General features: G+C 62.8%; 10 protein-coding genes. 8 read left to right on the forward strand and 2 right to left on the reverse strand.

Annotated features, from left to right (window positions below; translation table 11 throughout):
• Window positions 1–140: 140 nt before the first annotated feature.
• From HX812_RS14100 to HX812_RS14130, 7 genes are all read left to right on the forward strand, one after another.
• Window positions 141–2,228 carry an FUSC family protein gene (locus HX812_RS14100; RefSeq protein ID WP_235165408.1) on the forward strand — a complete coding sequence of 696 codons (2,088 nt, stop codon included), beginning with the start codon at window positions 141–143 and terminating at the stop codon, window positions 2,226–2,228.
• A gap of 132 nt (window positions 2,229–2,360) precedes the next feature.
• Window positions 2,361–3,677 (forward strand): OprD family porin, encoded by a 1,317-nt coding sequence (locus HX812_RS14105; protein WP_038844244.1) that lies wholly within the window; start codon window positions 2,361–2,363, stop codon window positions 3,675–3,677.
• A gap of 97 nt (window positions 3,678–3,774) precedes the next feature.
• Entirely contained in the window at window positions 3,775–4,797 is a 1,023-nt protein-coding gene (locus tag HX812_RS14110; RefSeq protein ID WP_050572398.1) for a hypothetical protein, read from the forward strand.
• Between the two features lie 108 nt (window positions 4,798–4,905).
• Window positions 4,906–5,496 carry an antibiotic biosynthesis monooxygenase gene (locus tag HX812_RS14115; protein WP_038844242.1) on the forward strand — a complete coding sequence of 197 codons (591 nt, stop codon included), beginning with the start codon at window positions 4,906–4,908 and terminating at the stop codon, window positions 5,494–5,496.
• Window positions 5,493–7,331, forward strand: a complete 1,839-nt coding sequence (locus tag HX812_RS14120) for an amidohydrolase (RefSeq protein ID WP_038844240.1) — start codon at window positions 5,493–5,495, stop codon at window positions 7,329–7,331. Before HX812_RS14115 ends, HX812_RS14120 begins: the two co-directional genes overlap by 4 nt.
• A 27-nt stretch (window positions 7,332–7,358) precedes the next feature.
• Window positions 7,359–7,973: an isochorismate family cysteine hydrolase YcaC gene (gene ycaC / locus HX812_RS14125; protein WP_016980087.1), complete on the forward strand. Its 615-nt coding sequence runs from the start codon at window positions 7,359–7,361 to the stop codon at window positions 7,971–7,973.
• A gap of 181 nt (window positions 7,974–8,154) precedes the next feature.
• Window positions 8,155–9,036: a LysR family transcriptional regulator gene (locus HX812_RS14130; RefSeq protein WP_038846116.1), complete on the forward strand. Its 882-nt coding sequence runs from the start codon at window positions 8,155–8,157 to the stop codon at window positions 9,034–9,036.
• Here HX812_RS14130 and HX812_RS14135 read toward each other — a convergent pair.
• Window positions 9,023–10,060 carry an AraC family transcriptional regulator gene (locus tag HX812_RS14135; protein WP_038846118.1) on the reverse strand — a complete coding sequence of 346 codons (1,038 nt, stop codon included), beginning with the start codon at window positions 10,058–10,060 and terminating at the stop codon, window positions 9,023–9,025. The two genes, HX812_RS14130 and HX812_RS14135, sit on opposite strands and share 14 nt — an antisense overlap.
• A gap of 1 nt (window position 10,061) precedes the next feature.
• Window positions 10,062–10,976 carry a GGDEF domain-containing protein gene (locus HX812_RS14140; RefSeq protein WP_038846120.1) on the reverse strand — a complete coding sequence of 305 codons (915 nt, stop codon included), beginning with the start codon at window positions 10,974–10,976 and terminating at the stop codon, window positions 10,062–10,064.
• Between the two features lie 424 nt (window positions 10,977–11,400).
• Between HX812_RS14140 and HX812_RS14145 the strand changes: the two genes are divergently transcribed.
• Window positions 11,401–13,914, forward strand: coding sequence for a TonB-dependent receptor (locus tag HX812_RS14145; protein ID WP_038846122.1), 2,514 nt, complete (start codon window positions 11,401–11,403; stop codon window positions 13,912–13,914).
• Window positions 13,915–13,929 lie beyond the last annotated feature (15 nt).

A 13,929-nucleotide genomic window follows, 5' to 3' on the forward strand; every position in this document is an offset into this window, starting at 1 on the left:
GCCTAAAGTCGCCGGCCTTGTGTGCCAGCCAGCTTGTCGGGAGTCGTCTTTTCGTGCCATCACTCACTGAGTTTCCGCGCTGGCTCACAGCGCTGCCCTGGCGTCGGGGTTTCCTGGAATGGGCGCGCACCGATGGGGTGATGTGGGTCTACCTGTTCAAGGTGCTGATCGCGTCGTACCTCGCGTTGTGGCTGGCGATGCGCCTGGAATTGCCACAGCCCAGCACCGCGATTACCACGGTGTTTATCGTGATGCAGCCGTTCAGCGGGCATGTCCTGGCCAAGAGCGTTTATCGCGTAATCGGCACCTTGGTGGGGTCGGCGTTCATGGTGCTGTTGATGGCCCTGTTTGCCCAAAGCACCGAGCTGTTCCTGACTGGCCTGGCATTGTGGGTGGGCGTGTGTTCGTGTGGCGCGGCGCGCAATCGTCACTTTCGTGCCTACGGGTTTGTGCTGGCGGGGTACACGGCGGTCATGGTCGGCTTGCCGGTGGTGGGGCACCCGGAACAGGTGTTCATGGCAGCGGTCTGGCGTGTGCTGGAAATTACCCTCGGCGTGCTGTGCGCCACCCTGGTCAGCGCAACGCTGTTGCCCAATACGGCAGGCGCCGCCCTGCGCAATACCCTCTATCAACGCTTCGGCCGCTTCGCCGCATTTGTGCTGAGCGGGCTGCGCGGCAGCCACGACCAGGCGGCATTCGAGGCCACCAACCTGCGCTTCATTGCCGAAGCAGTGGGCCTGGAAGGGTTACGCAGCGTCAGCGTGTTCGAAGACCCTGCACTGCGCAGACGCAAGGGCCGGCTTGATCGCCTCAATGTCGAGTTCATGGCCATCACCACACGCTTCAACGCGCTGCATCAGTTGCTGGACCGCTTGCAGGTGCGCGGTGCCACGGCAGTGCTGAACGCCGTCGACCCAGGCCTGGTTGCGTTGGTCAAGGTGCTGGAGCCGTTCGCTGGCCAGGTGCTGACGGACCTGGATGCGGCGCACCTGTCGGCACGGCTGCAACGCTACACGCAGGGGTTGCCGATGCAGATCCGCCACCTGCGCGCCGAGCTGTTGCGCGCCCATCCCCACGCCGACGATTGGCTGGACTTTCACACGGCGTGCGAGCTGCTCTATCGCTTCGCCGACGAGTTGCACCGCTACGCCCAGACCCATGCATCCCTGGCCGACCATCAGCCCGTGCGTGAGCGCTTGGCCGAGCCCTTCCAACCCCAGACCAATTGGCTGGCGGCGCTTGCGGCAGGCCTGCGTGCAGCGCTGGTATTGCTGGTGTTGTGTGCCCTGTGGATCGCCACCGCCTGGCCCAGCGGCGCGGCGATGAGCCTGGTGTCTGCACTGACGGTGGGGCTGTCGGCGTTCTCCACCAACCCCCGGCGGATGTCATTCCAGATTGCCTGCGGGACGCTGGCAGCGGCGGTGATCGGCATTTTCGAAGTGTTCTTCGTCTACCCGCAGATCGATGGGTTCCCCTTGCTGTGCCTGGTGATTGCGCCGGTGATCATGCTCGGTTCGTTTCTGCTGGCCAAGCCGCAATGGGCGGGCTACGGCCTGGGCATGCTGGTGTTTTTCGGCACCAGTTCGATACCCGGCAACCCCACGCTCTACAACCCTTATGGCCTGATCAACGACTACCTCGCCATGGTGTTTGGCATGCTGGTGTGCGCGGCAGCCGGGGCGATCATCCTGCCGCCCAACAGCCCGTGGTTGTGGCGTCGTCTGGAACAGGACCTGCGCCGTCGCGTTGTGTTCGCTATCAACGCGCCTTTGCCGGCGCTGGGCTCAGGCTTCGAAAGCGGCACGCGTGATCTCTTGAACCAGGCCCATGGCTTGTCGGCCGGCCAGCCCCAGGTGCAACACCGCCTGCTGCGCTGGACCTTTGTGGTGCTGGACGTGGGCCACGCGATTATCGAGCTGCGCCGCGAACAGGCGCAGCTGCCGACGCTGGCCTGCTACGCCGAGTCTACTGCCTGGCGCCAAGCGGTACGCGCCATGGGGCGGGCGTTGGTTCGCCTGTTCCTGAAACCGGAGCATAAGCCATGGCAGCGTGCATTGGCCGCGGTGGAACAGGCGATCGAGTGTGTGCAGCACAGCGAAGAACCCTTCGAGGCGCACTTCGAAACCTCGGCGTTGCGCCGGGTGGAAAGCTATCTGCATTTCATCCGCACCTCGCTGCTGGATACACGCTCGCCGTTCGCCGGATTGTTACCCAAACTGAAAAAGTGATTGGCAGTATTGCCGGCTTTTTCCCTGTGCCCCAACCCTATACCGTGCGCGCTCCCGCTGAATGCCGCAGCACCTGGCCGACAAAAAAACAGGGCGCCGGCGGGATCGCCTCAATCACTTCTCGGAGCCTTCATGAACCACAAGACTTGCCTGGCGCTCGCCGTCTCCCTCGGCGCCGCGCAGCAGGCGGCTGCGTCAGGTTTTATCGACGACAGCAAAGCCAGCCTCGACCTGCGCAATTTCTATTACAACCAGGACACCCGCAACGCCAAGGCCGCCTCGGACAAGGAGTGGGGCCAGGCCTTCATGTTCAATTACCAGTCGGGTTTCACCGAGGGCACGGTCGGCCTGGGCGTGGATCTGCAAGAGTGGTACGGCCTGCGCCTGGACGCTTCGGGCCGGGCGGGCAAGGCCGGCGCAGACAACACCCCCGGCAGCGTCTTCCCGCTGGACGATGGCAAGGCCGCCCATGACTTCAGCAAGACCGGCGTCACCGGCAAGATGCGGATCGCCCAGACCCAACTCAAGGCCGGCAGCCTGATGCCCAAGCTGCCCATCCTGACCACCGAAGACGGTCGCCTGTTGCCCCAGACCTTCCGGGGGTATCAAGTGGAGTCCAAGGACTTCAAGGACGTCAACCTGATCGCTGGCAAAATCGAGCAGGTGATGGACCGTAACTCCAGTAATGGCCAAGGGCTGTCGATTGCCGGTGCCAACGACCCCATCAAAGGTAAGGCGAGCAACCAGTTCTATTACGGCGGCGTGGACTACGCCGTCAGCAAGCAGTTGCAGGTGCAGTACTACTACGCGAGCCTCGAGAATTTCTACCAGCAGCATTTCCTCGGATTGGTGCACAACTGGCAACTGCCGGTGGGCCAACTCAAGAGCGACCTGCGGTATTTCTACAGCACCGCCGACGGCAAGAATGGCAGCGCTGCCGGGCGCGGCGAAGGTTATGTCAGCTCGGGTTACTACGGGCCGGGCGTCAATGCGGGCAAGGTCGACAACCGCCTGTGGAGCGCGATGTTCACCTATGCCTTGAGCGGGCACTCGCTGAGCCTCGGCTACCAGAAAACCAGCGGGCAAAGTGACTTCCCGCACATCAACCAGGGCCAGGGCCGCTCCCTGTACCTGATCACCAATTCCCAGTCGCTGAAGTTCGTGAATGCAGGCGAGCAGGCCACCGTCGGCAGCTACGCCTATGACTTTGCCAGCCTTGGCGTGCCGGGGCTGCGCTCCAGCGTGACTTACCTGCACGGCAGCCATCTCCGCACCGCGAGTCGCGACAACCGTGAATGGGAGCGCGACTTGCGCCTGGATTACGTGATCCCCACCGGCACGTTGAAAGGCCTGGGATTTACCTGGCGCAGCGCAGTACTACGCGGTAACGACACGGCCGACAAGGACGAGACACGGTTGATTGTCAGCTACAGCATCCCGTTGCTCTAGCGCAGTGGAGTAGGCAAAAAGCGTGGGATTGGACCTGGGTTTTCCGCGGGCCAGCCCGTAGGGTCGCGAGGGAAAATCTATGAGTAAGGACGTTGCCATGTCACACGTACACAAGCTCAGCCACACCCGGCTCGAATGGCTCTGGCTGCTGCCATTCGCTGCCGTGCTCTATTACCCCTGGGCGCTGCAATGGAGCAACCAGGCCCATGTTGCCGAGGCTGGCGCGCCGGTGACGCTGGCGTTGATGTTGAGTGCCTATGCGGTGCCGGTGCTGGCGCTCTACTGCGTCTTCGTCACAGGCATGCAGCCGGTGATGACGGCACGCCTGGTACTTGCCCGGCGCCTGGCCTGCCTGGCCGTAGCCGCGCCGCCGGCCTACACGCTGATGGGCGTGTTGTTGTACCTGATGAAGATCAATGGCCATGACCTCTGGGTGTGGAGCGGCCTGTGGCTGGCGTTGATCGCCTACTTCTCGATGGTGTCGAGCACATTGCCGAGCATTGACTTCAGTCGGCACGCGCGCACCTACGTCAAGCTGCGGGTTGCCCATGGCATTGCGTCGGTGGCGATCCTGTTGGTGTTCCTGGCGCCACATCTGTTCAACCATTTGTTCGGCGTGCTGGGCAGCGATGCGCATCGGGCGGTGATGGAGGTGTTGCGCGGGGTCTACCGCAACGGCTGGCTGGAGCCGATCATCATTGTCACGTTCTTCTTCCAGATACTCAGCGGCCTGGTGCTGATCCGCCCCAGGACCCAGCAGCGCGCCGATCTGCTGGACGCCTTGCAGACGGCATCCGGCGCGTACCTGGCGCTGTTTATCGCCTCCCATATCAACTCAGTATTCACCCTGGCACGCTACTTTGGCACCGACACCGATTACGCCTGGGCCGTGGCCGAACCGGTGGGCTTGCTGGCCGATGCCTGGAGTATCCGCCTGGTGCCGCATTACTCCCTGGCGGTGTTCCTGCTGATCGCACACCTGGCCTGCGGTTTGCGCGGGGTACTGCGCAACCATGGGGTGAGCGAAACACGTTGCGCGACCTTGACGTGGACGGTGATCGGGATCGGTGCGCTGGTGACACTGGTTATCACCGCCGGCATGCTCGGCGTGCGCGTTTAGCTTGACTGGCATCCAACACAGCCTAAACAGCACGTACATCCAATTTTCCGCACTCCCAATCCCTGCAAACTCCCTCATCGCTGAAACATCAAGGCAGAGGGACACCCCATGGACCCAGCTACACAACCAGGCTCCGACGAAGTCGTCACCCTGGTGGTCAAACACCTGATCAAACCAGGCCGAGAAGCCGACTACGAAGCCTGGTTGCGCCGCATCGTACGCATCGCCGGCGCACGCCCAGGCCACCTGGGCGTCGATGTGGTACGCGGCAAGCAAGGCAACCTGGCGCTGTTCACCTGCGTATTACGCTACCGCTCCACAGAAGACCTCGAAACCTGGCTCGACTCCCCCGAACGCAAAACCCTGGTCGCCGAAGCCTCCCCCATGCTCGCCGACGGCGACAACACCGAAATCGGTGCGGTCAACGAATTCTGGTTCAACCCCGAAACCGAAAACGCTGCCAAGCCGCCACGCTGGAAACAGGCGGTGGTCACCCTGTTCGTGATCCTGCCGCTGACCCTGCTGGTGCCAATCATCTGGGGCCCGGTGTTGCGTCTGCACCCGTTCCTTTCCAATTACGTGGTCGCCACCTTCCTGATCACCCTGACCATCGTGCTGCTGGTGGTCTACCTGTTGATGCCGGCGGCCACCCGCCTGTTCGCTCCCTGGCTTGAAGCCTCTGTAAAGGAAACCCTATGAACGCCGATCTGATTCTGTTCAATGGCCAGTTCCACACCGTGGACCGTGAAAATCCGCGTGCCACGGCCGTTGCCATTCACCAGGGGCGATTCGTCGCCGTGGGCACCGACGGTGAAGCCATGGCCCTGCGCGGCAGTGGCACCCAGGTCATCGACCTCAAGGGCCGCACAGTGATCCCCGGCCTCAACGACTCGCACTTGCACCTGATCCGTGGCGGGCTGAACTACAACCTCGAACTGCGCTGGGAAGGCGTGCCGTCCCTGGCCGATGCCTTGCGCATGCTCAAGGACCAGGCGGACCGCACGCCGACGCCGCAATGGGTCCGCGTGGTCGGTGGCTGGAACGAGTTCCAGTTCGCCGAAAAGCGCATGCCGACCCTGGACGAACTCAACCAGGCGGCGCCGGACACCCCGGTGTTCGTGCTGCACCTGTACGACCGCGCCTTGCTCAACCGCGCCGCGCTGCGCGTGGCCGGCTACACCAAGGACACGCCGAACCCGCCGGGCGGCGAGATTGTGCGCGATAGCAACGGCAATCCCACCGGCATGCTGGTGGCGCGTCCCAACGCGATGATCCTGTATTCGACCCTGGCCAAGGGCCCGAAACTGCCGCTGGAGTACCAGGTCAACTCGACTCGCCAATTCATGCGTGAACTCAATCGCCTGGGCCTGACCAGTGCCATCGATGCCGGCGGTGGTTTCCAGAACTACCCCGATGACTACGCGGTGATCGAGCAACTGGCCAAGGACGAACAGTTGACGGTGCGCATCGCCTACAACCTGTTCACCCAGAAGCCCAAGGAAGAACTCAGCGATTTCAAGAACTGGACCGGCAGCGTCACCCTACACCAGGGCGATGACTACCTGCGCCACAACGGCGCGGGCGAGATGCTGGTGTTCTCGGCGGCCGACTTCGAGGACTTTTTGGAGCCGCGTCCGGACCTGCCGTTGACCATGGAGCAGGAACTCGAACCGGTGGTACGCCATCTGGTGGAGCAGCGCTGGCCGTTCCGTTTGCACGCGACCTATGACGAGTCCATCTCGCGCATGCTCGACGTGTTCGAGAAGGTCAACCGCGACATTCCGTTCAATGGCTTGCCGTGGTTCTTCGACCACGCTGAAACCATCACGCCGAAAAATATCGAGCGGGTGCGCGCCCTCGGCGGCGGTATTGCGATCCAGGACCGCATGGCGTTCCAGGGCGAGTACTTCGTCGAGCGTTACGGCGCCAAGGCGGCCGAAGCCACGCCCCCGATCAAGCGCATGCTTGCCGAAGGCGTGCCGGTCGGCGCGGGCACCGATGCGACGCGGGTGTCGAGCTACAACCCGTGGACTTCGCTGTACTGGATGGTCAGCGGTCGCACCGTTGGCGGCCTGGAGCTGCACGCCGAAGGCCTGCCGCGCCTCACTGCGTTGGAACTGTTCACCCATGGCAGCGCCTGGTTCTCGTCCGAGCAGGGCAAGAAGGGCCAGATCAAGGTTGGCCAACTGGCGGACGTGGCCGCGTTGTCAGCGGACTTCTTCAGTGTCGATGAAGAAGCGATCAAGTGGATTGAATCGGTGCTCACCGTGGTTGGCGGCAAGGTGGTCTACGGCGCCGGTGACTTCGAAGATTTCGCACCGCCCCGCGTGCCGGTGCTGCCGGACTGGTCGCCGGTGGTCAAGGTGCCGGGTCACTGGCGCCCAAGCTCGCCGTTGCAGGCTCAGGTTCACCAATGCAGCGGCCCGTGCGGCGTGCACTCCCACAGCCATGAAAAGGCGCGGCTTTCCAGCGTGCCGGTCAGCGACTTCCAGGGGTTCTGGGGTGCGTTTGGCTGTTCGTGCTTTGCTTTCTGATTTCCCATCCCCGTAAGGAGTTTAACCATGGCTAGCCCTCGTTTGAACAAAGATGACGCCGTTGTACTGTTGGTCGACCACCAGACTGGCCTGATCTCCCTGGTGCAGGATTTCTCGCCCAACGAATTCAAGAACAACGTCCTGGCCCTGGCCGATGTGGCGAAGTTCTTCAACCTGCCGACCATCCTCACCACCAGCTTCGAAAGCGGCCCCAACGGCCCACTGGTACCAGAGCTGAAAGAACTGTTCCCGGACGCGCCATACATCGCCCGTCCTGGCCAGATCAACGCCTGGGACAACGAAGATTTCGTCAAGGCCGTCAAGGCCACCGGCCGCAAGCAGATCATCATCGCCGGTGTGGTGACCGATGTGTGCGTGGCGTTCCCGACCCTGTGTGCGCTGGAGGAAGGCTTTGAAGTGTTCGTGGTCACCGATGCGTCGGGCACCTTCAACGAAACCGTGCAACAGGCGGCCTGGGCACGCATGACCGCCGCCGGGGCACAACTGGTGAACTGGTTCGCGGTTGCCTGCGAATTGCAGCGCGACTGGCGCAACGACATGGAAGGCCTGGCCAACCTGCTGTCGCCGCGCATTCCCAACTACCGCAACCTGATGAACAGCTACTCGGCGTTTACCAAGTAACCCACCCGAAAAACACCGCAAAACCCTGTGGGAGCCGGGCTTGCCCGCGATGGCGGTGTGTCAGTCGACAGAAATGTTGGCTGGTACACCGCTATCGCAGGCAAGCCAGCTCCCACATTTTGCTTTGTGGTGTTGCGACTAACCGGTTATAAAACAGCCCATCGTCCACCGAGAAGCGACAATGAACCCCTTCGAAGACATGCGCCTGTTCTGCCAGGTCATGGAATCCGGCAGTTTCACTGCCGCCGCCGAGCAACTGGGCCTGTCCAAGCAGTTCGTCAGCCGCCGCCTGATCCAGCTGGAAGACCGCCTCGGCGTGCGTCTGCTCAACCGCTCCACGCGGCGTCTTGATGTCACCCCACTCGGCCAGAGTTACTACGAGTCCGCCTTGCGCCTGCTCGGTGAAGTCGAGCAAGTGGAGCAGGGCATCGCCGGGCAGAACAGCGAGCCCCGTGGCACCCTCCGCCTCAGCGCGCCGTTGTCGTTTGCCATGGCCCACCTGGGCTGCCTGTTGCCGTTGTTCCTGCAGCGCCACCCCCAAGTCTCGGTAGAGGTCGACTTGAGCGACCGTCCCGTGGACCTGATCGGCGAAGGCTACGACCTGGTGCTGCGCATCGGCACCCTGGAAGATTCCACCTTGATTGCCCGGCGTATCGCCAGCATCCCTCGGGTGTACTGTGCCAGCCCCGACTACCTGGCCCTGCGCGGTACGCCGCAAAAACCGGAAGACCTCTCTGACCACGACTGCCTGCCCTACGGCCATGGCCGCCAGGTGCAATGGCGCTTCAAGGGCAAATTGCAGGCGCTGAATGTGAGCGGGCGTATGCGCGTGAACAACGGCGACTTGCTGCGCGACACCGCCATCGCCGGCTTGGGTGTGACCTACCTGCCGACGTTTATCGTCGGCGATGCCTTGAAGGATGGCAGCCTGGTCACCGTCCTCGACGAGTTCGCCCCCGAAGCGCTGACATTGTCGGCGGTGTACCCGCAACACCGGCAAAGCTCGCGGCCGGTGCAGGCGCTGGTGGAGTTCCTGCGTGAACGCCTGGCTAGCGGCTGTTGAACAGCTGGCGGATCAGGTTGGGCGTGCTGCCGGTCCAGCGCTTGAATGAGCGGCGAAAGTTCGCCGCGTCGTTGAAGTTTAGGTACGCCGCCACTTCGTCATTGCTGTAGCCCTTGACCTGATACAGGTGCAGCGCCACTTGCTTGCGCACACGGTCGACCTGCTGCTGAAAACCGGTGTCGTGCTTATGCAGCTTGCGCTTGAGGGTCGCGGGGCTCATGGCGAAGGCGTGCGCGGCCTGTTCCAGGCTCGGCGGCTGACGCACCTGATCGCGCAGGTAGTCGTAGAGACAATCCAGAAAACTGCCGGTGAAACCCAGCTGTTCGATCTGCTCGCGCGCTTGTTGGCGCGCCACCTGGCCGGCGGTGGCCGAGGCGCCCGGCCAGGCACGGGTGAGGTATTGGCGGGGGATGCTCAGCATGTCCAGCGGTCGCTCGAAACGCGTGTCTTCCCCCAAGTTCACCCAGTATTGCTCGACATAGCGCGGCTCGGCATGGCTGAAGCTGGCCGTCCATGGCAGGCGCTCGCCACTGAGCCATTGGCTCATGGCAACCAGTGAGGTCATGCTGGCTTCCAGCAAGAAGCGCCAGTGTTCACCGGCACCGCAACTGTCCAGCCAGTACAGGTAGGCGTGGTGCTCATCCAGTTCCAGTTGCAGCGTCACCAACGGGCTGAGCAGCACCTGTTGCTGGATCAGGATGTCGAGTGCCTGGTGCAGGTTCTGCGCATGGCCCAACGCGTGACTGGCGGCGCCGTAATAGCCGGGCAACAGGCGTTGGCCAAACAGGAAGCTGCTGTCGTCGGCGTCGAGCAGTTTGCGGCTGTTGCCGATCAAACCGAGGAACTGCTGCGGACTCAGCCGCGCCGTGCCGGCCAGGATGTCTTCGTGGAACAAGCCGGTGCCGCGCAGCAGGCGGTGGCTGTCGATGTCCCGGGACAGGGCCAGGTCGATCAGCGTGGCGGGTTGGTAGTGCCCGGGGATGAAGCGACTGTCCGCTTCATACCAACTGGTCTTGACGGCCATCTCAGGCACTTTTCGCCAGGGGTTGCTTGGCCCTGGCCAGGGCCAGGTTGAGGCGCTTGAGCAAGTCGTGGGGCGGCTCGTCCAGGGCCATGACCACGGCGATGGTCGCCGCCAGTTGCAGGCGCTCACCGTGCAGCCGGGTCTTGTGGGCCAGGCCGCGCACGGCCTGCTGCAACTCCAGCGCCAGCTCCTTGGCCTGGCGCTCGCCGGTGTTGGGCAACAGCACCACAAACCGGTCACCCGCCAGGCGGCACAGCAGGTCCTGGCGGCGCAGGTTGAGCAACAGCAAATGGCTGAGCGCCTGCAACACCGCATCGCCTTCGGCATGCCCGTAGGCCTGGTTGATGGCGGCGAAGTTGTCCAGATCCAGGGCCAGCAACGACAGCGGCTGTTGCTGCGCGTGGCTGTCGTGCAGGCTGTCGGCCAACTGGCGCTTGAGGTAGTCGGCACCGGCCAGCGGCGTGAGTTTGTCGAACAGCCGGTGTTCGCGGAACAACCGCTCGCGCTTTTCCATCTGCGCGCTGATCGCCAGTTGTTCGCGGTGCCAGTGGTAGATGCCGATGGTCAGCAGGATCATGCCCACCGGCATCGGCCCGGACTCCAGCCAGTGATCCCAGGTGATGCTGTCGGGCAGGCGGATGAACTCATCGAGGCTGTCGATCCACCAGGAGAAAAATATGCACGACAGGCCCAGCGCCAGGTAGTTGGTGACGCGCCCGGCGGGGCGGCTTTTCAGCACCAGGCCCAGCCACACCAACGCCAACAGCGCGGAGCCGCCTTCGCCGAAGATATCCAGCCACACCCATTCGCTGAAGCTCTTGAGCTCCCCACAGGCCAGGTGCAGGATCAGCCCGAGGTTGGCGGCGATCAGCAGCAGGGAGAGTTTCCAGCGGTGGGGTTTGAGCACGGAAAACATGGCCGCGAGTCCTTGGGCAAAAAAGCGATGGGCGCCAGCACAGCAGATGGATGTGACGGTTGCGTGACGGTGGGGAGGGGTCGAATCAGCTCATGGCATACACACATTTTTTCTCCTGACACAGATCCAATCTGGGAGCTGCCTTGATGTGGTGAGTGGGGCTTGCCCCCCGACGGATTCACCGCCGGCCCAAGGGGCTGCTTCGCAGCCCAGCGCAGGACAAGCCTGCTCACCACATCAAGCCCGCTCCCACATTTTGATCGAGGTCATTTCAGCTCATTTGCTCGCCGGAACAAGCTAAAAACCGCGATTTACGTGGCTTTGCGCCAACCCCTGTCACAGAACCGTCATCCCCCACCCCTAGCGTGCCCTCCCAGTTGCCGGGCCTCTTGCCTGGCGCCAATGGATTCTAGGGGAGGATTGCATGTACAAGCGCACCGGGCTCGTCGGCTTCACGCTTACTGCCTTGGCCCTGGCGATGGCCAGCGAGCGGCTTTGGGCGGCCGAAGTGGCCAACACCGAGCACGTCGAAGTGGTCGGCCAGGCGGCAGCCATTGATCAGGCGCTCAAGGAGCAACGCAGCGCCGACAGCATCAAGAGCGTGGTGCATGCCGACGGCGTGGCCCAGTTGCCGGATGAAAACGTCGCGGAAGCGGCGCAGCGTCTGCCGGGTATCAGCGTGGAGCGCGACCAGGGCGAAGGGCGTTTTGTCAGCGTGCGCGGCCTCGGTCCGGACCTCAACAGCGTGACCATCAACGGCACCCTGGTGCCCGCCCCGGAAAGCGCACGCCGCGCGGTGGCCCTCGATGTGCTGCCTTCGGAGCTGGTGCAGTCGCTGTCGGTGATCAAGACCCTCACCCCGGACATGGACGCCAACTCCCTGGGCGGCACCGTTGATGTGCAAAGCCTGTCGGCGTTCGACCACAAGGGCCTGTTCTACACCGGCAGCACCGAGGCCAGCTACGACAAGAACACAAGCCAGACCAGCCCCAAATTTTCCGGCGCCGCCAGTAACCGTTTCAGCCTCGGCGACGGTATCGACAATTTCGGCGTGGCCGCCGCGCTGAGTTGGCAGAAGCGTGACTTCGGCTCGGACAACGTCGAAACCGGCGGCGCCTGGGATTTCACCAATGGTGCCAAGCTCAATGAATTCGAGCAACGCGACTACGACATCAGCCGCGAACGTGCCGGTGGCGGCCTGAACTTCGACTACAAGCCCGATGACCTCAGCAGCTACTACCTGCGCACCCTCTACAGCCGCTACAAAGACACCGAGACCCGCAACGCCACCAGCCTCGAATTTGCCGACCCGCTGGCCGCCGGCGAACTGGGCGATGCCGAGGCCAAGCGCAAGCTGAAGAACCGCGAAGAAACCCAGGAGATCCAGTCCTACGTATTCGGCGGCGAGCGCATGCTCGGCCTGTGGACCCTGAGCGGCCAGGCCGGCTACAGCCAGTCCAGCGAAGACAGCCCGGCGCACATCGCCGGTGCCACCTTCGACGGCGGCGACTTTGCCAACAGCGGCTTCTATGACAAGGACAAACCCCGCCCGATCATCGGCAGCGGCTTCTACGACCCGCGCAACTTCACCCTCGACAAGGTCGACTGGGAAAAACAGAACACTAAAGACACCGAGAAAAACCTGCGCCTGGACCTGGCCCGCGACTACGACCTGAGCGGCTATGCCTCTCAGGTGAAGTTCGGCGGCAAGGTCAGTCGTCGCAACAAGGACAACGACCTGGAGGCCTGGGTCTACAAAGACTTCGACACCCTCGGTTTTACCGCCGATCAGCTCAACCTCAGCCAGTTCCAGAAAGGCAATGTCGACTATCGCCTGGGCAACTACGGGCCGGGCATCAGCCCCAGCAGCATCAAGCAGCTGATCGGCAGCCTCAACGCTGCGGACTTCTATGACGAAACCGAATCCCGGGTCAACGACTTCACCATCCGCGAAGACATCAACGCCGGCTACCTGATGAACACCGTTGATATCGACGACTGGCGTTTCATCGCCGGCCTGCGTTACGAGGGCACCGAGTTCGAAGCCAAGGGTACTGGCGCCACCGATGGTGTGTTCACGCCTACCGAGACCAAGCGCCGCTATCACCACTGGCTGCCGGGCCTGCATGCGCGCTACCAGATCGACAAGAACACCCAGGTGCGTGCGGCCTGGACCAAATCGGTGGTGCGCCCGACCTTCGGCCAGTTGGCGCCGGGGTTCGTGATCGACGATGACGAAGCCACTTTTGGCAACCCGGACCTCAAGCCCCTGGAATCGAGCAACCTGGACCTGGGCATCGAACATTTCATGGGCCGCGCCGGCACCGTATCGGCATTCGTGTTCTACAAGGACATCAAGAACTTCGTCTACAACACCGACCTGGCCGGCACCGGGGCCTGGACCAACTTTTCCGAGGCGCATACCTACGCCAACGGCGACAGCGCCAAGCTCTACGGCCTGGAACTGGCCTACTCACAGAAATTCGATTGGCTGCCGGCACCGTGGAACGGCCTGCTGGTCGGTGCCAACACCACGTTCAGCCGTTCCAGTGCTGACATCGAAGGCTTCGACAGCGCCAGCGGCGCGAATCGCAAACGCAGCATCAGCCTGCCCAATCAGTCGGACACCGTCGGCAACCTGATGCTGGGTTGGGAAAACGACAAGCTCAGCCTGCGTCTCTCGGCCAACTACAAATCGGCCTACCTCTTTGAGCTGGCCTCGATCAACGACAAGGCCCACGACCTGCATGTCGACGCCCAGACCTTCGTCGATTTCAGCGCGCGCTATTCGCTGACCAAGAACCTGCAAGTCAGCTTCGAGGCCCAGAACCTTACCGATGAGTCCTACTTCGTCTACACCGGCCACCGCAGCTACAACGGCCAGTACGAAGAGTATGGCCCGACCTACAAGCTGGGCCTGACCTTCACCCATTTCTGATTGACCCAAGGATTT

The sequence above is a fragment of the Pseudomonas sp. IPO3749 genome (assembly GCF_013386605.1).
GTDB classification, from domain to species: Bacteria; Pseudomonadota; Gammaproteobacteria; order Pseudomonadales; family Pseudomonadaceae; genus Aquipseudomonas; species Aquipseudomonas azotoformans_A.

What these genes read in the sequence shown, in the direction of transcription:
- HX812_RS14130 (WP_038846116.1), top strand. Translation starts at nt 8,155, where the DNA reads ATGAACCCCTTCGAAGACATGCGCCTGTTCTGCCAGGTCATGGAATCC.
- ycaC (WP_016980087.1), top strand. Translation starts at nt 7,359, where the DNA reads ATGGCTAGCCCTCGTTTGAACAAAGATGACGCCGTTGTACTGTTGGTC.
- HX812_RS14100 (WP_235165408.1), top strand. Translation starts at nt 141, where the DNA reads ATGTGGGTCTACCTGTTCAAGGTGCTGATCGCGTCGTACCTCGCGTTG.
- HX812_RS14110 (WP_050572398.1), top strand. Translation starts at nt 3,775, where the DNA reads ATGTCACACGTACACAAGCTCAGCCACACCCGGCTCGAATGGCTCTGG.
- HX812_RS14115 (WP_038844242.1), top strand. Translation starts at nt 4,906, where the DNA reads ATGGACCCAGCTACACAACCAGGCTCCGACGAAGTCGTCACCCTGGTG.
- HX812_RS14135 (WP_038846118.1), bottom strand. Translation starts at nt 10,060, where the DNA reads ATGGCCGTCAAGACCAGTTGGTATGAAGCGGACAGTCGCTTCATCCCC.
- HX812_RS14145 (WP_038846122.1), top strand. Translation starts at nt 11,401, where the DNA reads ATGTACAAGCGCACCGGGCTCGTCGGCTTCACGCTTACTGCCTTGGCC.
- HX812_RS14105 (WP_038844244.1), top strand. Translation starts at nt 2,361, where the DNA reads ATGAACCACAAGACTTGCCTGGCGCTCGCCGTCTCCCTCGGCGCCGCG.
- HX812_RS14120 (WP_038844240.1), top strand. Translation starts at nt 5,493, where the DNA reads ATGAACGCCGATCTGATTCTGTTCAATGGCCAGTTCCACACCGTGGAC.
- HX812_RS14140 (WP_038846120.1), bottom strand. Translation starts at nt 10,976, where the DNA reads ATGTTTTCCGTGCTCAAACCCCACCGCTGGAAACTCTCCCTGCTGCTG.